This window comes from Peribacillus sp. NPDC097295 (genome assembly GCF_044761665.1).
Lineage (GTDB): Bacteria > Bacillota > Bacilli > Bacillales > DSM-1321 > Peribacillus.
In genome coordinates, this window is the sequence record NZ_JBIWCW010000024.1 from 1 (window position 1) to 23,678 (window position 23,678).

General features: G+C 40.8%; 22 protein-coding genes and 1 riboswitch. Of the genes, 9 read left to right on the top strand and 13 right to left on the bottom strand.

Annotated features, from left to right (window positions below; genetic code table 11):
• Positions 1 to 144: 144 nt before the first annotated feature.
• The 4 genes from ACIQXN_RS20495 to ACIQXN_RS20510 form a co-directional block, all read right to left on the bottom strand.
• Entirely contained in the window at positions 145 to 606 is a 462-nt protein-coding gene (locus ACIQXN_RS20495) for a YrhA family protein (protein WP_402971085.1), read from the bottom strand.
• Positions 607 to 620: 14 nt separating this feature from the next.
• Positions 621 to 2,543 (bottom strand): T7SS effector LXG polymorphic toxin, encoded by a 1,923-nt coding sequence (locus ACIQXN_RS20500; RefSeq protein WP_402971087.1) that lies wholly within the window; start codon positions 2,541 to 2,543, stop codon positions 621 to 623.
• Positions 2,540 to 2,827 carry a YwqI/YxiC family protein gene (locus tag ACIQXN_RS20505; protein ID WP_402971090.1) on the bottom strand — a complete coding sequence of 96 codons (288 nt, stop codon included), beginning with the start codon at positions 2,825 to 2,827 and terminating at the stop codon, positions 2,540 to 2,542. The genes ACIQXN_RS20500 and ACIQXN_RS20505 overlap by 4 nt, the downstream gene beginning before the upstream one ends.
• Before the next feature lie 367 nt (positions 2,828 to 3,194).
• The gene (locus tag ACIQXN_RS20510; RefSeq protein ID WP_402971093.1) at positions 3,195 to 4,601 is read right to left on the bottom strand and encodes a M20/M25/M40 family metallo-hydrolase; all 1,407 of its coding nucleotides are present in this window, start codon (positions 4,599 to 4,601) and stop codon (positions 3,195 to 3,197) included.
• A 284-nt stretch (positions 4,602 to 4,885) separates the two neighbouring features.
• On the opposite strand from ACIQXN_RS20510, the gene ACIQXN_RS20515 reads away from it, so the two are divergent.
• The 3 genes from ACIQXN_RS20515 to ACIQXN_RS20525 are packed head-to-tail and all read left to right on the top strand — an operon-like array spanning position 4,886 to position 9,082.
• Positions 4,886 to 6,034 carry an iron-containing alcohol dehydrogenase gene (locus ACIQXN_RS20515; protein ID WP_402971096.1) on the top strand — a complete coding sequence of 383 codons (1,149 nt, stop codon included), beginning with the start codon at positions 4,886 to 4,888 and terminating at the stop codon, positions 6,032 to 6,034.
• A gap of 11 nt (positions 6,035 to 6,045) precedes the next feature.
• On the top strand, positions 6,046 to 7,647 hold the full coding sequence (locus ACIQXN_RS20520; RefSeq protein WP_402971099.1) for a sensor histidine kinase: 1,602 nt from the start codon (positions 6,046 to 6,048) through the stop codon (positions 7,645 to 7,647).
• A 1-nt stretch (position 7,648) separates the two neighbouring features.
• Positions 7,649 to 9,082: a sigma-54-dependent transcriptional regulator gene (locus tag ACIQXN_RS20525; protein WP_402971102.1), complete on the top strand. Its 1,434-nt coding sequence runs from the start codon at positions 7,649 to 7,651 to the stop codon at positions 9,080 to 9,082.
• Positions 9,083 to 9,127: 45 nt separating this feature from the next.
• On the opposite strand, the gene adhP is transcribed toward ACIQXN_RS20525, so the two are convergent.
• Positions 9,128 to 10,141, bottom strand: a complete 1,014-nt coding sequence (gene adhP / locus ACIQXN_RS20530; protein ID WP_402971192.1) for an alcohol dehydrogenase AdhP — start codon at positions 10,139 to 10,141, stop codon at positions 9,128 to 9,130.
• A gap of 272 nt (positions 10,142 to 10,413) precedes the next feature.
• Here adhP and ACIQXN_RS20535 point away from each other — a divergent pair, with 272 nt between their 5' ends.
• A complete protein-coding gene (locus tag ACIQXN_RS20535; protein WP_402971105.1) occupies positions 10,414 to 10,710 on the top strand; it encodes a DUF3892 domain-containing protein in 297 nt (98 codons plus the stop codon).
• 104 nt (positions 10,711 to 10,814) lie between these two features.
• On the opposite strand, the gene ACIQXN_RS20540 is transcribed toward ACIQXN_RS20535, so the two are convergent.
• Both ACIQXN_RS20540 and ACIQXN_RS20545 read right to left on the bottom strand, forming a co-directional pair.
• On the bottom strand, positions 10,815 to 11,627 hold the full coding sequence (locus tag ACIQXN_RS20540) for a hypothetical protein (protein WP_402971108.1): 813 nt from the start codon (positions 11,625 to 11,627) through the stop codon (positions 10,815 to 10,817).
• A 108-nt stretch (positions 11,628 to 11,735) separates the two neighbouring features.
• Positions 11,736 to 12,224, bottom strand: coding sequence for a YbaK/EbsC family protein (locus tag ACIQXN_RS20545; protein WP_402971111.1), 489 nt, complete (start codon positions 12,222 to 12,224; stop codon positions 11,736 to 11,738).
• A gap of 164 nt (positions 12,225 to 12,388) precedes the next feature.
• Positions 12,389 to 12,433: riboswitch (PreQ1 riboswitch) on the top strand.
• Between the two features lie 7 nt (positions 12,434 to 12,440).
• Here ACIQXN_RS20545 and ACIQXN_RS20550 point away from each other — a divergent pair.
• The 5 genes from ACIQXN_RS20550 to ACIQXN_RS20570 all read left to right on the top strand — a co-directional run bounded on the left by ACIQXN_RS20550 (position 12,441) and on the right by ACIQXN_RS20570 (position 18,316).
• Positions 12,441 to 12,926 carry a QueT transporter family protein gene (locus tag ACIQXN_RS20550; RefSeq protein WP_402971114.1) on the top strand — a complete coding sequence of 162 codons (486 nt, stop codon included), beginning with the start codon at positions 12,441 to 12,443 and terminating at the stop codon, positions 12,924 to 12,926.
• 113 nt (positions 12,927 to 13,039) lie between these two features.
• On the top strand, positions 13,040 to 13,696 hold the full coding sequence (locus ACIQXN_RS20555; protein WP_402971116.1) for a TVP38/TMEM64 family protein: 657 nt from the start codon (positions 13,040 to 13,042) through the stop codon (positions 13,694 to 13,696).
• Between the two features lie 396 nt (positions 13,697 to 14,092).
• A complete protein-coding gene (locus ACIQXN_RS20560) occupies positions 14,093 to 15,724 on the top strand; it encodes an ATP-binding protein (protein ID WP_402971119.1) in 1,632 nt (543 codons plus the stop codon).
• A gap of 287 nt (positions 15,725 to 16,011) precedes the next feature.
• On the top strand, positions 16,012 to 17,637 hold the full coding sequence (locus tag ACIQXN_RS20565; protein WP_402971122.1) for a copper resistance protein CopC: 1,626 nt from the start codon (positions 16,012 to 16,014) through the stop codon (positions 17,635 to 17,637).
• Positions 17,638 to 17,656: 19 nt separating this feature from the next.
• Complete coding sequence (locus ACIQXN_RS20570; protein WP_402971124.1) at positions 17,657 to 18,316, top strand: YcnI family copper-binding membrane protein; 660 nt, start codon at positions 17,657 to 17,659, stop codon at positions 18,314 to 18,316.
• Between the two features lie 44 nt (positions 18,317 to 18,360).
• Here the strand turns inward: ACIQXN_RS20570 and ACIQXN_RS20575 are convergent, their stop codons facing one another.
• The 6 genes from ACIQXN_RS20575 to ACIQXN_RS20600 form a co-directional block, all read right to left on the bottom strand.
• Positions 18,361 to 19,362: a S8 family peptidase gene (locus ACIQXN_RS20575; protein ID WP_402971127.1), complete on the bottom strand. Its 1,002-nt coding sequence runs from the start codon at positions 19,360 to 19,362 to the stop codon at positions 18,361 to 18,363.
• Positions 19,363 to 19,653: 291 nt separating this feature from the next.
• On the bottom strand, positions 19,654 to 20,160 hold the full coding sequence (locus ACIQXN_RS20580) for an SEC-C metal-binding domain-containing protein (protein ID WP_402971130.1): 507 nt from the start codon (positions 20,158 to 20,160) through the stop codon (positions 19,654 to 19,656).
• A gap of 179 nt (positions 20,161 to 20,339) precedes the next feature.
• Complete coding sequence (locus ACIQXN_RS20585; protein ID WP_402971133.1) at positions 20,340 to 20,951, bottom strand: AmiS/UreI family transporter; 612 nt, start codon at positions 20,949 to 20,951, stop codon at positions 20,340 to 20,342.
• A 184-nt stretch (positions 20,952 to 21,135) separates the two neighbouring features.
• Positions 21,136 to 21,705 carry a nitroreductase family protein gene (locus ACIQXN_RS20590; protein ID WP_402971138.1) on the bottom strand — a complete coding sequence of 190 codons (570 nt, stop codon included), beginning with the start codon at positions 21,703 to 21,705 and terminating at the stop codon, positions 21,136 to 21,138.
• Positions 21,706 to 21,717: 12 nt separating this feature from the next.
• Positions 21,718 to 22,890, bottom strand: coding sequence for a toxic anion resistance protein (locus ACIQXN_RS20595; RefSeq protein ID WP_402971141.1), 1,173 nt, complete (start codon positions 22,888 to 22,890; stop codon positions 21,718 to 21,720).
• Entirely contained in the window at positions 22,887 to 23,540 is a 654-nt protein-coding gene (locus ACIQXN_RS20600) for a 5-bromo-4-chloroindolyl phosphate hydrolysis family protein (protein WP_402971144.1), read from the bottom strand. Before ACIQXN_RS20600 ends, ACIQXN_RS20595 begins: the two co-directional genes overlap by 4 nt.
• Positions 23,541 to 23,678: the final 138 nt, after the last annotated feature.

The window sequence follows — 23,678 nt, forward strand, 5'->3', positions numbered from 1 at the left end:
AAATAGAATGACTCCCGCACAATACGGGAGCCATCTTTTAGCTGTTTAAACTATAGGTCTTTTTTTAGACTGTCCATTTTATAGGGCACAGTTCAGTTAGCCAATCAAGGTTACATTTTAATAGTTATTTTCTTACTAACTTCATTACATTAGACATGTTTCAAGTGCATCACTCAACATCGAATCAAAACTTTCAAATGACTGAATTAGTGTTCCTGAGGGTTTATCGAGTTCTACATATACATTCTCTTTTAAATCAAAACAATACCATGCGGTATCAGAATCACCATAAAATACATATTGTTTTTGCCATTCATTTTCATACCAAAGCTCATTCGTCTCAATAAACCCATGAATGTCTTCATCTACATCCTTATCAAGTAGTACGTCATCAACTCCATAGATTACTAATCCATTAAAGTCTAACCCATTTATTTTCTTGAGAAATTCAATATACGACTTAGGTAGTTCAATGTTTCCTAATGTCTGCTGAATTTTATGATTCGCTTTTATAATTTCTGTATCTGATGCTGGTTTTCTAAGTGAACTACCATATTTCCCTTCAATTTTTTCTATTTCTATCAACAAGTCTTTCCATTGTGGCATATCAACTCTTCCCTTCATTTAAAAGGTTTTGGTGGATAAACATCATCCTCAAACATGGGCCAATTAATTGTTTTACTTTGTTTAGGAGCTAATCCTCTTGTTAAAGAGTTTTGTTCATTAGTAACCGCTTTATGATAAGGGTCATTATTTATCAATACTAAGTTAGTGATATCATTTGTACCACCATCATCCAAGGGTAAATTGTGATGAACCTGCCACCCTTTAGGATTAAGCCCATCTTTCATTCTATCAATATCACCTTCACCTAAACCAGCTTTACTAAGATATTCTACTCTTACGGGGTCGTTAGCAAATTCTTTAAGAAAATTCTTCCTAACAGAACTATTAAATTCTTTTCTAAGTTTAGCTGTTTCTTCTGGAAGTCTCTTAGTGTAAATAATTTTTTCTACCTTGACACCTTTTAAATGAATTTTCTCTCCTTTTAATGTCCCTATAAAGTAATCATCTTTTTCAACCGCACCCTTACTACCCTCACCCTTCGCCGTAATCTTCTGCGCAAGATCCTTTATCGTCGTCTTATCCACACCAATAGCTTTATAAGTATTTCCAGTCGTATCTGCTACTTCCCTGACCTTAACTCCAGTTGGCACTTCCATTTTCCCGATGGCCTTGCCCATATCCTTGATTGTACCTTGGGCTTTCTGGACTTTATTATGTACATATTCTTTGCTGTAGGGAATGAGTTTTGTTCCGCTTGCCATTTTGTCTGCGGCCTTGGCTGCCCCGGCTATACCGGTGATGCCAAGGGCCGTCATCAGGCTGGTTTGGCGCTGTTCTTCCGTGAGTTCATTGCCAAACATGTCTTTGCCGGTGACGGCTTCGCCGAGGCCGTTGGCGGCGGATAGTCCATATAGGCCGGCTTCGGTTTGCTTGAGGATATCCATGGCTTTTGTCGATTTATAGGCATCCAGCGCATGGTCCGCAGCGTTGAGCCCCTTCACGGTTTTATAGACGGCATTTCCGCCTTTGGCAGCGCGACCTGCCCAGCCGATGACGGGGATGAATCCGGCTGCGGCCATCGCAGCCGCAGCGATTCGCTCGGCTTTGGAAAGCTTGCGGCCCGTGACGGGATCGACTCCGGTTGTGGCTCTCAAGAAATCATTATACCCCGTCATTTCTCCTGCAAGTGTTTTAGTTGCATCCAAAGTTTTTTCTAAGGCTGACCGGTTTTCGAGTTCTTCCATTTCCTTCTCGAGCTTCCGGGCTTCGGCCTCTTGTTTCTTGAACTCCCGGTAGCCTTTCATGTTGGCAGCCACTTCGTCCTTCACTTGATAGGCTGCACTCGCTTGAAAGGCGCTTTGGTTGAAGTTCATCGGGGAAATGGTACCGTCCTGACTGGTGGCTTCAATGAGGGCCTGTACAAGGCCAATGGCCACTTTTTCCTGACCCTCGCTCATTTCGTATTCCTCGACCAGCTTGCTGTCAACTTCCTTCACTTTCTTGATGGTCGTATTCTTTTCCTTTTCAGCTTTTTCCATTTTCTCATGGAAATCATCTTGTTTGAACACCGTAAGCGGAAGAATATCATCAATGTTCTGAAATATCTTCTGAAGATCGTTCGCCTGCTGGTTCACCATGGACTTGGCGTTAGAGAGACCGTGGGTCACTTCCCCCTCTAAAAACGGCACCTCGACCACGGTCTCACCGGATAGGTCCGCTTCTTCCAATATGGCCGGAATGCCTTTTAGAAAGCTAATCTGTGTCGTGAATAATTCGATCCAGGCATTGGCCACGGTAACCTGTGCCCGGTAAAAGTTCTTGATGGCCGTCGCCCCGGCTCCCGCCAATTCTTCATCAAAGTCGACGATTCCCTGAAATTCCTTTTTCAGTGTCTCTACCTGCCCCTTGAGATCCTCATATTGCTTGGCCCGTGACTTGACGGCCGACTTCAAAGGCTTAGCTTCGAATATCGTCATAATGGCTGATACCCCTCTGCAGTATGGGTGATGGCCTCATCCTGCTCTTTCAGTAAATCCACGTTCGCCCGGGTGTCTTCCAGGTTCTTTTTGACGATTGTCAGGTATTGATTGAAGGTCTTTTCCAGATTGGTCTCCCGTTCTTCCCATTTCGATGTGAAACTCAGATCGTTATTGCCGAGCTGATCGGCCGGAAGTGCCCCGATTGTCGTCCCATCCACGGCCGTTTTCACCTGGCTTACTTGTTTTGTCACAACTGCATGATTCAGTTTAATTGTCGTCATCTACAACATCCACTTCTTTAAATCGGATACTTCTACATGTATCCTTCTGTTCTAATCGGGTATTCCTCCCATTCATACTATCCATTTCACTAAAGAAAAACGTAGAGTGAGCATCACTCCGTCCTTGTACGTATCCCAAAAGAATCACCTCATAAATAATTTCTCGAATAAACAAATGTCATATTTTACATATTTTCCATTATAAGGATTAAAGTCCGAGAGATAAATAGGAATAAATACGCTAATTTAGTAGTTTAATAGGAATTTCCTCACAGCAAGTTCGATATATGATTAAGTCTTTTTACCTCCATTTTTTAAAATAAATCACAAAAAGAGGATGCAACCTGCATCCTCTCGGCATTCTTATTTATCTAATATCCTGTTTGAAATGTAAATGAGGCATTCTTTGTTTTTTGCCTTTTTTATGTTTAGGTTTCGGTTTTTTCTCTTGAACTTTTGCTTGGTCATAGACCGCTGTCCCGGCAATCCGTGTTACATCTTGAAGCTTTTCTTTTGAGATTTTATCAATCGTATCATCTGGAGAATGATACCAAGGCTCTGATGGATTGTGGATGAACAAGGCCGCAGGGATACCTGCTTCAGAGAAGGATACATGGTCACTTCGACCTCCCTCTCCATAAGGGGTAGCTACACCGTTCAGTCTTTTACTCGACGCCTGTGAAAGATCCGTTACTAGATTCGGTTCCCCATCGTTCGTCATGAGAATCAAATCCCCGGCATCCTTACTACCGACCATATCCAGATTGAAGTTTGCAATACTTCTGTTGATCTCATCTTCTGATAGATTGTCCACATAATGTTGTGAACCTAGCAATCCATTTTCCTCTGCGCCAAAGGTGATGAAGCGAATTTCCGTATCTGTAGGCAGATCCTTCAGTACACGTGCAAGCTCAAGCGTAACGGAAGTTCCTGATGCATCATCATTCGCTCCTGGTGCCCCAGCCACTGAATCGTGATGTCCGGTAACATACATGATGTCACTCTTCTTCGCTTTTACATTCTTGGTCGCTTTTTTCGTTGCCACTACATTATAAGACGTTTTTTCTCCCGAAGAAGCACCCTCAATTTTCATGGAGGCCTTTACCGTTTCCCCATTTTTCAGTTTTGCGGCGATCTCTTCCCCAGCTGTTTTCGTGATTGTAACAGATGGTGCGTATTGGTCATTAACACCTCCTAGGGTCCCGTTTAAATCCCCATCAGCATTATTGTAAATGATGACACCAACCGCCCCTTTTTGAGCTGCATTCAATACCTTTTCTGAAAAAGCAATGCTTCCTCGTTGGATCAGTGCAATCTTCCCGGAAACATTGGTTTGTTCAAGCTCCTCCAACGTTCCTAATCCAGCGTACACTACATCACCGGTAACGTCCCCATTAACGGAATACGTTAAATGTTTTGGCTGAACTTCCCCATCATATCCGTCGAAAGCGAGTTCCACCTTGTTAGGATCGGTATAGGATAAAAATTGAAACTCTTCAATTTCCGCTTTGTACCCGTAAGATTTGAATTGTTTTTTTATGAACTGGACGGCTTGATATTCTGATTCCGTGCCTGCCACACGAGGTGATTGTGAGAGGTATGCAATGTTCTTGTAGATTTTGTCGACATTGATCCTTTTAACGATTTGCTTGTCGGAAGATGGTGCTTTTTCACTCGGAGACGAATAAGCAGGCGCTGCCAGCACAGTGGTACTACTAACACCACCTAATGCTAATGTAGTAGCTAATGTAAGTGATAGAAATGGTTTTTTCATAGATTCCCTCCTAAATTTACTAGACTCTCTAAACATATTGTAGAATATCCAGAAAATATTAAATAGGTATTTTTATCCTAATTATTCCAAATCCTAGCTAGTCTAAAGTACCTTTTCTACATGTTTTAGAAATTATTGGTGAGTTACGAAGGAGAAAATTTGGTTTATCCTATTTTTTTGTCGCAATTTTTAAACTTTATCTTGAAAACATACAGGAATTCACCGATTTTTCGGGAAAGTAGTACAAAGAGAATAAGACTTTAATCAGGGAAGAAGGGGCGAGGATGTCCATTACTAAATTTGTGATGCCTGAAGTGATTTTTGGAAAAGGTTCGATAGAGCAAGCCGGTGAGTCATGCCTCCGGTTAGGGGCGAAAAAGGTACTGATTGTTAGTGACTCGGGTGTAGCCAATGCAGGCTGGCTGGATATCGTAATAAAATCCTGTCAAGAGGCAGGGCTCTCTTATGCTACCTTTATCGACGCGACGACGAATCCCAAAGATCGTGAAATAGAAGCCGGCTGTTCGATTTTTCTTGACCATGAGTGTGATGCCATCATTGGGGTTGGAGGGGGCAGTGCACTGGATGTCGCCAAAGGAGTCGCTTTATTGGCTTCGAATGGCGGAATCATCAGTGATTATGAAGGCGTTGATAAAGTACATTCCCCTCTTCCGCCCATGGTGATGATCATGACCACTGCTGGATCAGGATCGGAAGTCTCCCAGTTTTCGGTGATTGTCGATTCGTTTCGAGAGAAAAAGATGACGATCATTTCAAAGTCGCTCGTTCCTGATATTGCAATCGTTGATCCTGCTACATTGACAACCTTGGACCCAGACTTGACTGCGGCCACGGGAATGGATGTCTTGACTCACGCTATCGAATCCTATGTTTCCATCGCAGCAACACCACTCACGGATGTTCAAGCAAGAAACGCCCTTTCCACTGTCTCCAGATACCTACGTCCATCCGTTGCGTCCAAGCACAATGAAGAGGCAAAAGAAGCGATGGCAATGGCTAGCCTGCAAGCCGGACTTGCCTTTTCCAATGCCATTTTAGGAGCCGCCCATGCGATTTCCCATGCCATAGGCGGCAAGTATCTGCTTCCACATGGTGAAATCAATGCGATCCTTCTTCCCCATGTCATGGATTTCAATCGGATCGCTTCCCCTAGCCGATTCAGCCAAATGGCAGATATCATGGGGATTGATACAAGGGCTCTGTCAGAGCAACAAGCTGGGACTGCTGTTATTGCCTTTGTAAGGGAGTTATCACAAGATATAGGCGCACCTAGGAATTTAGGTGACGTCGGCATTACTTCTGACATGATTGAAACTATAGGCATGACTGCTATTGATGACGCCTGCATGATCACGAATCCTCGTGATATGTCACTAGAACAGATTAAGCAATTGCTCCTTACAGCCCTATAGGAGGTGCCAACATGAACAAAAGTGAAATGATAGATTTAATGACCGGTGTGAGATCTTCGAAAAAAACATATTACACGGAACTAAAGAAAACCGTCGATCAGTTAAAAAAGAAAAATCTGCAACTTGAAATCATGAATGATATTACCAAAACCATGAATAAAGACGTGGATATTCAGGAGATTTTGCAACATGTAATCGAAAAACTTAAATTACTGATATCATTTGATGACTGTCATTTTATTTTTTTATATGAAGAAGAACCAACCCTGCTCCATATGTGCCCACAGGGATATTGCGAAATTGAAATGGAACCAAGAAATCAACTACATTCCTTAAAAGACCTTCATCTTCTCCAGGTGGAAGACGAAATGTTCCCAACCTATCTAGAAAAGGAAAAACTGCTATCTCTTCAGATTAAAACGCTCTTATTGATGCCTTTGTACGGAAAGAGTAAAGAAATCGGGGTTTTAACCTTCGGTAGGAAAAATAACAAAAAGTGGCATGAGGATGAATTGGTCTTTCTTGAACAATTATCAAAACAGCTAGCGCTAACGTTTGAGAATGCCCAGCTCTATAAGGATGTGCTTCATTCCAAACAGGAATGGGAGGATACCTTCAAAGCGGTAGAAGATATGATCATCGTCTTTGACCGGGAGGGTCGAGTCTACAAAGCCAATGACTCTGCCAAGGATTTTTTTGATTTATCCCCTTTGAAAGAGGCATCACAAGCTCTCGTTCAAGAAACCTTTTCACTTGGTAAGCCTGGGTTTCAGGAAATTCTTCTTCAACATGGTGTCATAATGGAAATGCACGCTTACCCCATTCAAAACAAGGAGCAGCAAGTATACGGAGTCATTTCTTACTATAAAAACGTCACTGAAAGAAGGAAAATGGAAGCTCAGTTACTACATGCCGACAAGCTAGGAGCCATCGGCGAAATGGCAGCTGGAGTAGCCCATGAATTGAATAGTCCATTAACGGCCATCCTTGGTAATTCTCAACTTTTATTAAGAAATAGTCTTCCCGAACACCCTGACTATGGCCTTTTAACTGATATACAAAATTGTGGCGACCGATGCAGGCAAATTGTCAAAAGCCTGCTTACCTTTTCACGGCAGGATGAATACAAGTTCCACTATTACTCCATTAATGAAGCCATCCATCAAGTTATGAACCTGCTGAAATTTCAACTCGAAAAGAAACAAATATCCATTCGCCTATCGCTACAAGACGATCTCCCCTATATCAAGGGAAGCCAACAGCAAATCGAACAGATTATCATCAACTTGTTATTGAATGCCAAAGATGCCTTGGAAGATCATGATGTTTCAGAAAAAAAATTAATTAGCGTGCATACCTATTCAATGGAGAAATATATGGTGGTGCAGGTGGCTGATAATGGGACAGGTATTGAACCTGAGAGCCTACCGCTCATTTTCCATCCTTTTCATACGACAAAAGACCGTGATAAAGGAACAGGATTGGGGTTGTCCGTTAGTCTTGGCATTGCGAAAGACCATGGCGGCAAAATTGACGTATGGAGTACTCCTGGCCAAGGAAGTACATTTTTTCTAAAGCTTCCCTTGCCGACAGATATTGAAAGGGGAATATAGCATGTTTCATTTACTAGTTGTGGACGATGAAAAAGAGGTTGGTACCTTTTTATCCCGCCTGTTTACGATGAAAGGATACAAGGTACACGTCGTAAACAGTGGAAATGACTTTTATGCCATAGATTTTGAGCAGCAACATTATGATGCAGCAATGATTGATTTAAAGCTTCCAGATTGCGACGGCCTTTCCCTCTTGCAGCATCTCAAGCTAAAACAACCTCGTTGTAAGGCACTCATCATGACTGGGTACAGTACAGTCATGACCGCTGTCCGTGCAATGAAACTTGGGGCAAGTGATTATATGGAAAAACCCTTTATTGATATTGAAGTATTGGAAAAACAGCTTGAAAATCTCTTGAATGAAAACACAGCGTCGAATCAGCATTTCATTCAGAGAATGGCCAAGGACTCCGGTCTCATTATCGGAGGAAGTATATTAATGAAGGAACTGACTGAAATGGCTTTCAAAGTGGCACAAAAATCGGTTAATGTCTTAATCGAAGGAGAAACGGGAACTGGTAAAGAAGTACTCTCCCGCTTCATTCACTCAGCAAGCCCACGTAACCGTGAACCTTTTATCGCGATTAATTGTGGAGCGATTTCAGAATCCCTGCTTGAAAGTGAATTATTCGGCCATGAAAAAGGAGCCTTCACCGGTGCCACTCAAATGCGAAAAGGGTTCTTTGAAGTGGCTGGGAACGGAACCCTTTTCCTTGATGAAATTGCAGATGCTAGCCCGGCTATCCAAGTCAAGCTTTTGCGGGTGTTGGAAACGAGGGAATTTATGCGCGTTGGAAACAGCGGGACTTTACGGACAAACGCCCGATTGGTGGCCGCCACTAACGAAAATCTACAACAAGCAGTAGAAAATAATAAATTTCGGGAAGATTTATTTTATCGCCTGAATGTTGTTACTCTTGAAATCCCCGCCTTACGAGATAGAAAAGAAGATATTCCACTTCTCGTAGAACATTTGGTTGAAAGACATGGTCAGCCTGATGTTACCTTTTCACAAGAATCTATCGAAAAATTACAGCTTTACGACTGGCCTGGGAATATCCGTGAACTATCTAATGTCGTCATGAGAACCCTTACTCTCGCAGATCATGAACAGGAAATTACAGCAGACGACATCGTTCTGCCTACCCAAGTTATTTCATCCAAGAAGTGTTCAGCAACGGACCCACACTTACCTGAAAACCATCTTGAAGAATGGCGCAAGAAGCTTATAGCGGATTTTAATGAAAATGATGAACTGACGCTTGAAAATATCCTCTTGGAAATTAAACAGCTCGAAACCACCATCGGAAAAGAGCTCGTCCTGCAAACCCTGCAAAAAACATATGGAAACCGGAATGAAGCTGCCAAGCGTCTGCAGATTTCCATGAGGAAATTACGATATATCCTAAATGAAAAGAATCATAGCGGACAATAAGTTGAACAAGGGTGCCCCCATCAATAGGACACCCTTCATTCATTTCTATTCTAATGTTAAAACGATGCGGCCGTTAATTTCACCCTTTTCCATCATTTTAAACACATCATTGATTTCATCAAGCGGCCTTGTTTCAATATTGGTCCGTACTTTTCCCTCTGCCGCAAATTGAAGAGATTCTTGCAAATCTTTTCTCGTACCAACGATTGATCCTCTTACCGTTACACCATTTAATACCGTATCAAAAATCGGAATGGGAAGTTCTTCATTCGGTAATCCGACCACGACGAGTGTCCCTCCTCTTTTGACAGAACTGTAAGCCTGTTCGAAAGCCTTTTTCGTCACGGCAACCGAAATAGCTGCTTGTACTCCACCAACCTTATCCATAATCGCTTGAACGGGATCGCCCTTCAAACCATTCACTGTATAATCTGCCCCTAGTTCTTTTGCAAGCTCAAGCTTATCATCTTGAATATCGACGGCAATGACATTAAAGCCCATCGCTTTCGCATATTGCAATGCGACATGCCCAAGTCCGCCAATTCCATAGATGGCCACCCAATCACCCGGCTTTGCTTCTGACACTTTTAGAGCTTTGTATGTCGTCACGCCTGCACAGAATATAGGGGAAACTTCCGCAAAGTCCAGCCCCTCAGGAACCTTGACGACATACTTAGCTGGTGCCTTACAATACTCTGCGTATCCACCATCGACCGAATACCCTGCATTCAGTTGGTCCAAGCAGAGCGTTTCACGGCCGGTCAAACAGTATTCACACTCGCCGCAAGCCGAATAGAGCCATGGAATCCCCACTCGGTCACCCACTTTCAATGATGTAACACCTTCTGCCACCTTCTGGATAATGCCTACACCTTCATGTCCAGGAATAAGAGGCAGCTTCGGTTTCACCGGCCAGTCACCATGTGCGGCATGCAAATCTGTATGGCATACGCCACATGCTTTAATCTTGACTAAAATCTCGCCATATTCTAAATCCGGAATGGGCACATCTTTTATCTCAAGCTCTTGATTAAATTCATTGACCACCGCTGCCTTCATTGTTTTAACGTCCTTCAACGTTTCATTTTCCACTGTACTTGTCCCCTGGTTTACATTCATGATTCTTTTCCTCCCTCAGCTAAAAGATTTCTCACTTTCGCTTATATATAATGCAAGTGCCATGCCAAGATTAAAAACTGATGGAATGAAGGTGAAAAATAAAATCGGGCCGAAAATTCGGTCCATTTGGACAGAAAAACGGCTGAATCATGACGAAATCCAGTTCGTATATTGCTGGAAAAATGGTTCACCCTATAAAGAGGAGGTGTACAATGGACGCATTTGAAGAAGCTTATGAATCCTATAAACAACAAGCTACGCCACAAGCTAACAATCAAAGTGGTAGCGATAAAGAGGAAATTGTCGCCGTAAGGAAAAACGACGAGGACAATATCATCGCCATAAAGACAAGTACTGGAAGAGAACTTGATTATCCAACAGCACTTTCGGAAGCAAAAGCCGGGGCACTCGCCAATGTCGACGTCTTTCATAAATACGGTCGGGATATATTGCGAAGCGAACCGGATGGCATAAAGGAAAATAACCTGGATGAACTGCCGGATTTTTGACGTTGAAGAAATCTATATACCAAAAAGAAGAACCTGCACAATGGTGGGTTCTTCTTTGAATGTCTTCGCAAATTTTCTAGTGAATGTAGGTAAAGCATTATTCATTACCTTTCATACTGATAAGTTTCGGAAATCTCCAGTAGTCGACCACAGGTTTGGACCACTTCTATGATGTCAATCCAAGACATATCCAACCCGAGTTCATTGGCATGTGAAATCTTATCCCGTAACTTCCGAATGGCGTTGGCGTCTTTCTTCCCTTTACTCTTTGAAGGGATTTGGAAAAAGGCTCTCAATTCTTTGTCCTTATGAATAATGTCGAATTTATCACTAATTTGGATACATTCAATTAAGTTAATTTCCTCATTTTTCTCCACTCTTCTTTCATATAATTGATTTGCCTTATGAAGACGATCCTCGCTGATCATCGGATACCAGCTTTCACCCCCGAATCGATGCAAGATGATATCACTAAGTCTCATCTCCAAAAGAGTGATATAACCGAAAATCAACATTCTGATCGGTGGTTTTTGGAGGTCAGCATGGGTGATCAACTTGTTTATTGAATTATTTTCCAGCACAAATACCCGTGTCTTCTTCTTGAAAATATGTAATAGTTGAATCAAAGGCGTTGAATCCGATACAAGCTCCCTTGGAGAAAAAACCTTCATATAATCTGAAATTTCCCCTTCACCAAGTTCATGCCTATCGATATATCCAACAATCTCCCCCTCATCTTCCACCGCCAATGTATCAAAATGTTTTTCTTCCATTTTAATTTTAATAGGAATGGCCGGTTCATCTTTGCTGCAGAACTCCAACTCTTGAGCAATGCTCTTGACCGTGATATTTTCCTCATATAGATTTTTGAGGCTGTGATAACTACTATCGTTATGTGTAAACTTGACATTGGACATGAATGACCCTCCATCGTTGCATATCTCCCTGATTTCCCTAACCCAGCGCAGAATAAAATCCAATTATATGGACTTTCTATATTGATTCAAATGAGAGGTTTCTGCAACTTACTCATCAGATTCTTGGTCCCAATCCTTACAGACATCCACCCAATTCGTTGCTTTTGAATATTGAAATAATTCCGCAAGTGAAAGTTCAATAGCTGAGTTCGCGCTTCCGCAAGCCGGGAAAACTGTTCCGAACCTTTTCATCGACACATCCAGGTATACATCCAGGTCATTCGCCAACCCAAAGGGGCAAACTCCACCGATTGCATGTCCCGTCTGTTGAAGAACACCATCTGGAGAAAGCATCCTAGCCTTGTACCCAAACATCTTTCGAAATTTCTTATTATCCACTTTCGCATCTCCCGCAGCTACGACCAGTATTGCTTGGTCCCCTTCTCCTCTAAATGACAACGTTTTAGCAATCCTAGCAGGAATGACACCGATTGTATCCGCGGCTTGATTTACCGTTGCACTAGATGTTTCGAATTCCATTACATCAGCTTCCCTACTCCACTGCTTAAAGTGGTTCTTAACAGCCTCTATTGACATTTGCTTTCATCCTTTCCCATTTATCTCTTGTATGAATAGTACCATTCTTCATCACACTAAAGCAAAATAGCTTTCCTTTATTCTGAAAATCTCATATCACGCATAAACTCTTGAAATTGACGTAACTGCCCTATATACGATACTATTAAACTTCGGGCAAAAGCCTAAACGTGGTTCGTAACCATCCCACGATAAAAAACTAGGGAGAGAGAAAAAATGAATATTCGTACACTCGCGATAAATGGACTATTGGCTGCCATATATATCGCTGTCTCATTCGTGTTTCAACCGATTATGTTCGGGGTGTTTCAATTTCGCATACCCGAAATGTTGAATCATCTTATTGTATTTAATAAAAAATATATATACGGCATAGTCGTCGGTGTGTTCATATCGAACTTGTTCTTTTCACAGCTAGGGGCATATGATTTGATTTTCGGGGTCGGGCAATCTCTGATAGCCTTATTGCTTGTCATCTTTTCTTCCCGTTTCATAACGGGCATTAAGGGTCGAATGGCCGTTACCATCATCGTATTCACGTTGACGATGTTCCTGATAGCCATAGAATTAAATCTATTCTTAGGTGTCCCGTTCTTATTGACCTGGGCAATTACAGCTACCGAAGAGTTCCTCGTCCTTCTGATTGGTGCACCCATCATTTATATAATGAATAAAAGAATTCAATTTGGAAAGCTGCTTTGAAATCCCTGCATACAATGTAAAAGAACATTCATTTTCAAAAAGAGCTGTCTGCTACATGCAGCGGCTCTTTTTTTCACCCATACCCGGAAAAAATGATAAATGGTGGTGATATGTTGAAACAAATATTGACTTTACTCGTCCTCCTGATTGTAATAACCTTCATCGGACTGAATTCGGAATTGTTCACACTGATTTGGAATAGCGATTTGGACTCCGTGATAGCCATATTAACAGAAAACCTTCTACTTACCTTTATTGTGACGTTCGTCTTGATGATTATTCAGAACTTCTTTACTGTCATTCCCCTAATTTTACTCTTAACAATCAATGTCACGATCTTTGGCTTTTCATTCGGATATTTATGGAGTTGGCTTACAAGCGTGGTTGCATCAGGAATCATTTTCTATGCCGCCAGACACTGGTTCCAGGCATTGATTTTAAGAAAGATGGGTAATGATTGGCAGGAATCTGTTATGGACCATGGGTTCATGTATGTCTTTACAGGTCGAATTTTCCCTTTCATCCCGACAAGTTTAATAAATCTGGCAGCTGGAGTTAGCTCCGTCACCTACAAAGATTTCTTAATCGCAACCGCATTAGGCAATCTCATTTACTTTTTCTTTCTATCCTTAATCCCATACGGACTACTCTCCATAGAAATGAATCAATATACATTAATTGTACTCGGTTTCCTGCTCTTAGTCTTTTTCCTTCTCTTTAAACGCTTCAAGAAAAAAAAGAACCTAACATTCTTAAAGAAAAACAGGTAATCTTATACCTGTTTCAGTTTGTCGACAAAAGGCATCGCCTGTTTTTTTAAAAAGTCCCTTAAAGTAATCTAAACCATACTCTTTTGCCAATATATAAATTTCACTTGATGATAACGCAAAGTTGATTGGAACGGAAGGTACGAGACTCCTGCGGGACATGCGCGTCTAGGGGAGACCACCGCAGGCGAAACCGCGGAGGCTCCCTGACCGCCCGCGGAAAGCGAGTGCCTGAAGTGGAAATCAACGTTCACATTTTTCATCGAGTTTGTCTACAGTCTAAAACAGGTAATCTTATACCTGTTTTTTTATCATGAACCATATATTTCCCTTCTATAATTTGTTAAAATGTGTATGTATTTCAACTTTGGAAATGTCGGAAAATTCAGGGAGACCCTTATGTCAAAACGGATCATATTAGTAATTTACATTCTTTCTGGAATGACCACATTAATTATTTTCAATTACTATCTAACTACTACTTTACAAGATAAAGAAGTATTCCTTCTCCTCCAGAGAGTAGAGGGGTTTGTATTTGTCCTATTAATCGGATTGATTTTATTTCTCTATCTATCTAAAAGAGAAGAGCTCAAACAATTAAAAGAAGAGGAGCAACTTCGAAGTACCCTCATCAACTCAATGGTGGACTTTGTGAACTTCAAGGACGGAGAAGGTAGATGGCTAGAATCAAATACTGTTGGACTTCAATTATTCCAATTGGAGAATGTCGATTATAAAGGAAAAAAAGATAGCGAGCTAGCTGAATACTCTCAATTTTACAAGGAATCGTTGATTTACTGCGAAGACTCCGATCAAGAAACATGGGAAATGGGGGAAATTACGCGTTGTGAGGAGAATATCCCTCTTCCTGACGGTAATTTCAAGACCTTCGATACCATCAAAGTCCCAATATTCCATGAGGATGGGTCCAGAAAAGGATTGGTCGTCATAGGCAGGGATATTTCTGAAAGAATTGCCGCGGAAAATCAACTGCTGGCTAGTGAACAGCGCTATAAATCTTTATTTAAACACAATCCATACCCAGTGCTCATGCTTGATTTGAAGGGAACCATTACAACTGTCAATCCTAGGTTCGAAGCCGTAACGGGGTTTCATAACGAAGAGGTTCAGGGCGACCTGTTTGTCGATTTGAATTTTTCCAGCGAAGCTAAAGAGCTTATCCGTTCTTCCTGTGAATATGTAGTCGAAAAACAAAAAGGGATTAAAAAAGGACAAGATATAGAGTTCGTTACCAAAAATGGGAATTACATCTTACTTTCATGTACATTTGTACCAATGTTGGTAGGGAACGAATTAGCGGGAATCATTACTTATGCAAAAGACGTTACACAAATTCGCGAAACAGAAAGACGCTTGCGAAGATCCGAGAAACTATCCATTGTCGGTGAACTCGCAGCAAGTGTCGCACATGAAGTGCGGAATCCGCTAACTTCATTAAAAGGTTTCGTGCAACTATTGAGTAGTAGTGATCATCCCCACGAACAATACTATACCATCATGCTTAGTGAACTGGACCGCATTAACTTGATTGTAAGTGAACTGCTGGTCCTAGCGAAACCACAAGAACTCACACTCAGCGAAAATCAAATCGTTGAGTTGATGGGTGAAGTTAGAGACTTGCTTAAATTAGAGGCCAATTCTTCCTCCACGCAAATTTCTATACAGCTAAAAAATGAGATACCGCTAATCTTATGTGAAGCAAATCAGCTTAAACAAGTATTCATAAACATGTTGAAAAATGCATTGGAGGCATCGGCATCCCATATAGCGATCGAGATTGAGCAAATTAATGATTCAATCACCATCACCATCAAGGATAATGGCTGTGGAATAGAAACAAATCGCATGAAGCACCTCGGGGAACCATTTTATTCATCAAAAGAAAAAGGAACGGGACTCGGTTTGACCGTTAGCTGCCGTATTATCGAAGCGCACCAGGGAAAAGTTCACTTTAACAGCAAATCAGGCCATGGCACCGAAGTCAAAATTGAATTACCCATATATAAATAGGACAAGTTCTTTAATTTGTCCTATTTTGCTTGGACAGAATTAAAACCGCACTTTGAGTTACATCCCCTACTAAAAACCGAAGATTTTTTTGAATTCCCCCCAAAGATTTACTGGAAGAAACCTTCAATTATTTCTCTTAATGATTAGTGACTAACTTACGAGTAAATAATACAAATAATGACAAGCACAAAAATGTAGCAAGATTCTCTTACTTTTTCATTGTTATTTCACAATTTCATTTTATACTAGTTCATAGAATCTTTACGAAAGGGTGATAACACAACAAAATGAAGAATTCCATATGGCTTTTTGTCAGTATTCTCGCCTTGTTTATCTCCCCAATGACGGTCTTTGGCCATGCAACGGTTATAAGCTCTAACCCTAGTCCGAATGAGAGTTTAGACACTATTCCTGAAACGATCAGCATTCGGTTCAGTGAAGACATACAACCTTCATTTTATTCGCTAAAAGTAATCAGCAAAAACAAAAACGAAGTACCACTTCAAGATATCCAAGTTTCTGAAAAAACACTTGAAGCAACATGGTCAAGTTCTTTGGAAGAAGGAAGTTATATCATTAAGTGGAGAGTGGTTTCTAGTGATGGCCACCCTATCGACGGTACCATTCCCTTTCAGTATGGCAAGTCAAATATCCCGTCGGATCAAATGAATACAGAAGATGAAGGAGGTTTCCCCAGTTCCATTCAAGTCTTTCTGCAAAGTCTTCAATATCTTTGCTTTGCTGCTCTAAGTGGTGTATCTTTTTTCTATTTATCGTTATCAAAAAGTCCTCTTCCTGGTCCAATCAATAGGAGAATCCGGCGCTACATTTGGTTATCGTATTCTGGATTGGCGATTTCCATTCTTCTCAGCCTCCCTTTAAAGGTTACGATTGACGCTCAAGTGGGTTGGCAGCATGCCTTTAATGGAACGTATCTAAAAGAAGTAATGCAGTCTACTCAGTTCGGAAGTATATGGTTAATAGAAATTACGTTACTACTCGTTTTATTTATAGCTATTTTCTTCATGATGAGAAATCAACTCAACAAGCTCACGTTCATTTTATCCTTAGTCCTTGTTTCCTCCTTGATGGTTTGCAAGGCATTTATCGGACATACCACGGATACGACTCATCAATATTGGGCTGTATCAATGGATTTTTTGCATATAGTATCCATGGCTTTATGGCTAGGCGGATTATTGGCCATACTGGTGATTCTGCCAAAGTCCTATAATCCAAAAGTGACTGATGATAATAAAACATTTTATTGGTCAGTCATTCAGAAGTTTTCCTCATGGGCAATTCTATTTGTGATTGTTCTAATAGTCAGCGGCATTTATAGTAGCTTTCAGCATGTCCCAACCTTATATTCCTTACTACATACCACATACGGACAATTATTACTCGGTAAAATTGGACTTATGTTAATCATGATAGGATTTGGGGCGTTGCATTTAGTCCGTGGGAAAAGAAAAACAAAGAAGTTGGGTCTCAGTACAGGGATAGAGTTTAGTATAGGAATCATGGTTCTTCTTATTGCCGCTCTTTTAACGAATGTACAGACAGCCAATTCTTCTCCCGGTCCTGTAGAGAAAACGGAGATCACCGAAGATGATGATCAGGTGACATTATCCGTAACCCCCAATAAAACCGGGGATAACTACATTCAAGTAGAGTTAAAGAATGATGAGGGCAATCCTTATACAAATATCGAACAACTTACATTGACTATGGAATCTTTGGAAGGAGACGTTGGGGAAATAAAATTGCAACTTCAAGAAGGAAATAAAGGTCAATTCAAAGCCCAATCAATTATAGCCATGTCGGGAAAATGGAAAATACAAGTTCATGGTTTAACGAAGGAACTCGGTTCTATTGATGCAGATTTCATAATTTTAGTAGGGAATTCATAACCAGAAGGGAATTTTAAACATGAAAAATAGTACAAAGTTTTTTACCTCTACATTAGCAGCCCTATTCCTCTTTGCTGGGTCAGCTCATGCCCATGTGACGGTCCAACCAAGCACGTCCGCACCTGAAGCTTGGGAAACCTATACACTGAAGGTACCGGTTGAAAAAGATTCATCCACTACGAAAGTCGCTTTAAAAGTTCCTGAAGGTACCATATTTTCAAGTTACCAACCACTACCAGATTGGAAGGTGACAACGGAAAAAGATAAAGAAGGGCGAGTCAAAACGGTAACCTGGGAAGCTACGGGTGATGGAATTGCGGCAGGACAATTCCAGCAATTTTCGTTCGTCGCCCAAAATCCCGATGAAGAGACTCAGTTAGCTTGGGATGCATTTCAATACTATGCTGATGGGGAAATCGTCGAATGGAGCGGTGAAGAAGGTTCCGACCTGCCACATTCCATAACGGAAATTACGACAGCTTCCAAAGGCAGTGCAGACGCGGCTGGTCATGAACATACCTCAGAAAGCGATCACACGCATTCCGATTCTATGGACAAGTCAAAGGAGTCCATAGAAGAAGATGATAACAGCCAAACACTGGTCATCACTCTTAGTGTTATATCTTTAATCATCTCGATTTTGGCCCTTTTGGTAGCCTTGCGAAAGAATAAAAAGTGATAGAATTAGGAAGAGGTCCCCAAATTTTTGGGGCCTCTTTTACTTTAATATTCGAAGACCATTGTTTTACTTGGTAATTGAAGACTGTCAGATTCAATGGTGATTCTGATTTCATTCTTTGCACCGTGCTCAACCATCGCTAAATTCAGCAGTCCATTGCCTTGCGCTTTCTTATTTATCCCTAGGTCTTCCGTATTTTTCACCAGCTGGGCATATAGTTCCGCTTCCGTTAACTTACGACCGAATTCTTTTTCCGTGATAATTTTCAAGAGGGCAGCAGCCCCGCTCACATGCGGTGTGGCCATTGATGTACCACTGAGCTTAGCATATTTACTTCCAGGGTATGTGGAGAGAATTTCAACCCCCGGAGCCACCATGTCAATTTCATCATTCGTATTCGAAAAGTCAGCCAAATTCCGGCTTAAATCCACCGCTCCAACTGCCACCACTTCTGGATAGGCGCCTGGATAGTCTAACTCATCCGTTTCATGACGCCCATCTCCACCATTTCCTGCTGCACAAACGACCAGAATATTGTTCTGTATCGCTTTTTGAATGAGTTCATGTTCCTTATCATCTGGAGGACCTCCAAGTGAAAGTGAGATGATGGAAACCTTTTCTCCCAGCGGCCCCTGCCAATTAATTGCATACTCTAATGCTCCGTTAATCCAATTGATATCTCCCTGTCCTTTTCCATTTAAAGCCTTCAAAGCGAGAATGCTTGCTTTAGGTGCCACACCTACGACACCAACATCATTATTAATGGTCGCTAAGACCGTACCACTGACATGTGTCCCATGCCCATTATCGTCATGATAATCGCCGGTTCCAGTAAAATCCTTGCCATCAATGATTCTCTCCTTTAAATCCGGATGCTCCTTATCTATACCTGTGTCGATGACAGCTATGACCACGCCTTCACCATAATTGCTCGGCTCCCAAATTTCCGGTGCTTTAACAAGCGCCACACCTTCGGGAATTTTTTCTTTCGGCGTTTCCATTACTTCTATAACTTTGTAAGGAATTAATCTTTTTTCTCTCGACATTTGACTACCCCTTCCTTCGTACAAATTTTGACTGTCCTCGGTGAGGGAGATCTATCCCATCTGGTTGTCGCTAACCATTAAAGAGATAAAAAATCTCTTTCACTAATATATACCAGATTTTTGGAAATAAAAAATAGTTTTTCAGAAAATTGAAACTTTTTAACTACCTTTATTATCCATTATACCTGTTCACTCCTTCATTATAGAACACATGTTCCTAAAATGTCACCCAGATATCCATTTTATTCAAAAAAAAGGCGACTTCGAATGAAGCCAGCCTCTTTGATATGTTTAAGCCACACCACAGCATTTTTTATATTTTTTCCCGCTGCCGCAAGGACAAGGTTCGTTTCTGCCTATGACAGGTTCTTTATGGACATGAGGCATTTTAGCCGCTTTTGCACTCTCGATAATAATCTCAGTACCTTTTTTCTTCATTTTCTCATAACGTTGTTTAAACAGTTCCATAACGTCTTTGCTATATTTCAACGTATCTTCAGCGATATCCATCGCCTTTTGTTTAGATATATTGTAATCCTCCAGAACAAATTGATCGTCACGGAAAGAAACTCGTATTCCAAAATGCTGTCCCGCTTGTTTTTGGTCTTTCTTTTCCTCAACGAATTCTAGATACACTTCCTGGCAATCACATGTCTGGTGCATGCAATAGTAGTCATAAATCCAATACGTTTTATCTTCATACTTACTTTTTAGCGCGATACCATTTTCAACGCCAAAGACATCCAGATATTTAATCGCTTTTCCATCAAGAATTTCAAATGGATCAATCGTCCTCATCTATAGACACATCCTAATTCATCAAAAATTTATTTACCTTATGTATTGTACAACCTAAATCCTAAACCGTCACTTGAAATGAAGCGAATCAAGCCACCTCCCTAAACGATAGGGAGCATACACAAAAAGAGCAATACATCAGCTTTTTCAAACTGGCGTACTGCTCCTTTAACTATCTACTATATTTTTTGAATGATTTTCTTTCTAGATAACGCTACATAGCCCAAATACCCGATATATATAAAAGAAGCTACCAGTACAAAGGACCAAGATTTGTATACCGTTTGATCATCAAAGACACCTGTAAGGGTCAATAATGATGGAATGGTTAACGTTACCCATGATAGAATCAACGAAATTTTCCCGACAAAATCGGATATGAGTAATTTTTTGGTGTTGATCAGGTAGAACATTCCCCAAAGGAATGACCATAACAACCAGTTCAAACCCTTAACCATGTCGCCGTTTTGAGAAAACTCGACAGTTGCGTACACTAGGGACAAAATGGACACCCATAATGAGAAGTATCCTAGACCGCTTCCATCCATCCCTTTTAAAATGGTTATCCCTAAATATAAGTAAGTGAAACCAAATAAGAAGATCGATGCATTGCCTAAAGACATTGCATTGCTTGGTTCGGAAACGACAATTAAATAAAAGGCTCCGATTACTTGAAATGAGCCAACAAATAAATTAAAGACCGCAACATTTTTTGCATCCGCTTTTCCCAAAGTCATCTTGCCATTCAAAAATAAAGTTGCCCCCGCAAGAAGTAATATAATATTTCCCATATCCATTTCACCTCTTTATTTAAAATCTGCCCATACAGAACAGCATTATTTCATTTAATGAGACCATGTTTTTTTGACCATTTTAGTTTTCCAATATAGTAATTTACCACTAACTCGATAATACCATATGTATCAGTTTTAAAACTAATTGGAAACAAAAAAAAGAAGCGTTTCCGCTTCTTTTTCACATAATCCAAGTCGTCAATTGATCGATTGGTGTTTTTTTAGCTGGCTTTGGCTCCATATCTGGATACCCCAAGTAAATAAAAGCCACAATTTCTCCTTTTGCAGATAAGCTAAAAAATTCCTTTACCTTTTCATGATAGGCGATTTTACCCGTTCTCCAAACTGCTCCCAATCCCAACGCATGTGCCGTTAAAAGCATATTCTGAACTGCACTGTTAACCGCTCCGTACTCTTCAGCTAGAATAATATTTTTCTTATCGCTAGGTTCAATGCCTACCGCAATGATTACTGGGGCCCTAAGTGGATTTTTCTTCGCTTTCTCCATTTTGCTTATCAAGCTTTCTGGCGTATCGTCCATATTTTCAAGTTTGGCGATATCTTCAAAGACCTGACCGAGTCTATTTCTTCCTTCACCCATCAGCACGAAGAATCGCCAAGGCTCCGTTCGAAAGTGATTAGGTGCATACGTTCCCGCTTCAATAATTTGTTCGATGATTTCTTTAGGTAGAGAATCTTGTTTGACCAACCCAATACTTCTTCTCGTTTTGATGGCTTCAAAAGCATCCATGATTATTCCCCCTTAGCCTTTTATCTCCAATAGCTTCTGTTTCAGTTCATTCTCCATCACTGCAAGTTCCTGCTCAGCATGACGGCGTTTATGTCTGCCCTCTTCTTGAATTCTAAGTGTTTCTTCAAGAGTGGAAATTAAATTGGCCTGTGTGTTCTTCAATGTCTCAATATCTACAAGTCCCCGCTCGTTTTCTTTCGCTGTTTCGATTGTATTGACTTTCAACATTTCCGAATTCTTCAAAAGCAAATCATTCGTCGTTTTGGACACCTGCTTTTGTGCCTCTACGGCATGGCGCTGCCTTATCAAAGTCAACGCAATAGCGACCTGATTTTTCCAAAGTGGTATGGCCGTCATGATTGACGATTGTATTTTCTCGACAAGGGCCTGATTCGTATTTTGAATCAACCTGATTTGAGGTGCACTTTGAATTGTGATTTCGCGGCTCAATTTCAAATCATGCAGCCTTTTATCCAGCCGTTCAGCGAACTGTCGCATATCATTGACTTCCTGAAACTTCATCTGGTCATTGCTCAATTCAGCCGATTTTTTAAGAGCAGGGATGGTTTGTTCATATAATTCTTCAAGCTTGATTTCCCCTGCTGCTATATAAACATTCAACGCTTGGAAATACTCCTTATTCGTTTCATAGAGCTTTTCAAGGATGACGATGTCCGATAGGAGGACATTCTTGCTACGGTCAAGCTTCACGCTGATTCGGTCGATTTGGGCCCCTGTTTTTTGGTATTTCGAAAGTGCTTCCTGTACCGATCCCGACAGTTTTCCGAACATTCTTGCGAAAAATGAAGGTTTTTCGCTTTTAAGCTCATCCGGGCTCAGTTCGTTTAATTTCTTCATTAAATCACTGATAATGTCGCCTACTTCACCAACATCCTTCTTTTGCACGTGCTCAAGCATTGAGTTGGAAAAGGTCAGTAACTTTGATTGGGCTGGCGTTCCATAAGAAATCATGGCCTGATGATTCGTAGGGTCAATCTGTTTAGCAAGCTGGTAGGCCTTCTCCCTGTTCTCTTCAGGAATCACATCGATCAGTTTGACCGGCTTTATCTCCTGTGGAGATAACGTATCTTGCTGTTTTACCTCGTCAAAAGGATTGGCTAAAAGATCATCCATTAAATTAGAGTTACTGGCATTATTCAACAAATCGGAATCCTTGTTATTCATTTTAGCCTCCTGCTTTCATCTATTTTTGATTCTTTTCGTGTTTGAATAGTTTGTTTTGCAACGTCCAATTCAAAATTGAGGGTATCAATATCATCGGAAAGGACTTTATATAAATCTTTCTCTACGGTTTTATTTAATTCCTTTAACGTTTTTCTGGTTTCGGTTAAAGAGAGTTCAAGCTCCTTACTCTTTTTCGGCTGTTGTGCTAAAAAAACGTACTTCTCTGCCAATTCCATTGCGGAATCCAAATGCGAATAATAAAAAGACTCTGCCTTGTAAAATCGTTTCGGTTCTTTTTTAGTCAGACTATATATTTTCCGAATCATCTTGATCATATCGGTCCTCTGTTTGAAAGAAGAAAGGTGACGAACGGAAATCAGGGCTTTTTGAACCCGCCATATCTTTGGCTTTGCTTCCTCTATATTTTTCTTTATATATTGATACTCTTTTCTTGTAAGTTGATGTTTCTTTAAAAATCGTGAAGAGAAATAGAGTGAACCCAACCAGTATGTGAGGCCACCGCCGACCAGTGAAAAGACTATCGAAAGCATGAAGGATTGATCTAAGGCAAAAAAGCTAATCAACCCCACTAGCATGACCATCGGGATTGCAACCACTATCGGAACAACATCAGCAAGAAATCGACTCATTTATTATTATCCTCCTGACTTACACTCTTTTCTATATATACGGATGATCGCTATATTGGTTTCATAACGGAAGAAAGTTTCTTCTTACTCTAAACGATATAGGAACTGAATGATTTCTGCAAATTTATAGAAATGTAA

Coding starts and splice junctions, on each gene's coding strand:
- ACIQXN_RS20525 (WP_402971102.1), top strand. CDS start 7,649: ATGTTTCATTTACTAGTTGTGGACGATGAAAAAGAGGTTGGTACCTTT.
- ACIQXN_RS20580 (WP_402971130.1), bottom strand. CDS start 20,160: ATGAGGACGATTGATCCATTTGAAATTCTTGATGGAAAAGCGATTAAA.
- ACIQXN_RS20570 (WP_402971124.1), top strand. CDS start 17,657: ATGAAAAATAGTACAAAGTTTTTTACCTCTACATTAGCAGCCCTATTC.
- ACIQXN_RS20545 (WP_402971111.1), bottom strand. CDS start 12,224: ATGTCAATAGAGGCTGTTAAGAACCACTTTAAGCAGTGGAGTAGGGAA.
- ACIQXN_RS20550 (WP_402971114.1), top strand. CDS start 12,441: ATGAATATTCGTACACTCGCGATAAATGGACTATTGGCTGCCATATAT.
- ACIQXN_RS20600 (WP_402971144.1), bottom strand. CDS start 23,540: ATGAGTCGATTTCTTGCTGATGTTGTTCCGATAGTGGTTGCAATCCCG.
- ACIQXN_RS20590 (WP_402971138.1), bottom strand. CDS start 21,705: ATGGATGCTTTTGAAGCCATCAAAACGAGAAGAAGTATTGGGTTGGTC.
- ACIQXN_RS20505 (WP_402971090.1), bottom strand. CDS start 2,827: ATGACGACAATTAAACTGAATCATGCAGTTGTGACAAAACAAGTAAGC.
- ACIQXN_RS20510 (WP_402971093.1), bottom strand. CDS start 4,601: ATGAAAAAACCATTTCTATCACTTACATTAGCTACTACATTAGCATTA.
- ACIQXN_RS20585 (WP_402971133.1), bottom strand. CDS start 20,951: ATGGGAAATATTATATTACTTCTTGCGGGGGCAACTTTATTTTTGAAT.
- ACIQXN_RS20515 (WP_402971096.1), top strand. CDS start 4,886: ATGTCCATTACTAAATTTGTGATGCCTGAAGTGATTTTTGGAAAAGGT.
- ACIQXN_RS20500 (WP_402971087.1), bottom strand. CDS start 2,543: ATGACGATATTCGAAGCTAAGCCTTTGAAGTCGGCCGTCAAGTCACGG.
- ACIQXN_RS20565 (WP_402971122.1), top strand. CDS start 16,012: ATGAAGAATTCCATATGGCTTTTTGTCAGTATTCTCGCCTTGTTTATC.
- ACIQXN_RS20575 (WP_402971127.1), bottom strand. CDS start 19,362: ATGTCGAGAGAAAAAAGATTAATTCCTTACAAAGTTATAGAAGTAATG.
- ACIQXN_RS20520 (WP_402971099.1), top strand. CDS start 6,046: ATGAACAAAAGTGAAATGATAGATTTAATGACCGGTGTGAGATCTTCG.
- adhP (WP_402971192.1), bottom strand. CDS start 10,141: ATGAAGGCAGCGGTGGTCAATGAATTTAATCAAGAGCTTGAGATAAAA.
- ACIQXN_RS20595 (WP_402971141.1), bottom strand. CDS start 22,890: ATGAATAACAAGGATTCCGATTTGTTGAATAATGCCAGTAACTCTAAT.
- ACIQXN_RS20560 (WP_402971119.1), top strand. CDS start 14,093: ATGTCAAAACGGATCATATTAGTAATTTACATTCTTTCTGGAATGACC.
- ACIQXN_RS20535 (WP_402971105.1), top strand. CDS start 10,414: ATGGACGCATTTGAAGAAGCTTATGAATCCTATAAACAACAAGCTACG.
- ACIQXN_RS20495 (WP_402971085.1), bottom strand. CDS start 606: ATGCCACAATGGAAAGACTTGTTGATAGAAATAGAAAAAATTGAAGGG.
- ACIQXN_RS20540 (WP_402971108.1), bottom strand. CDS start 11,627: ATGTCCAATGTCAAGTTTACACATAACGATAGTAGTTATCACAGCCTC.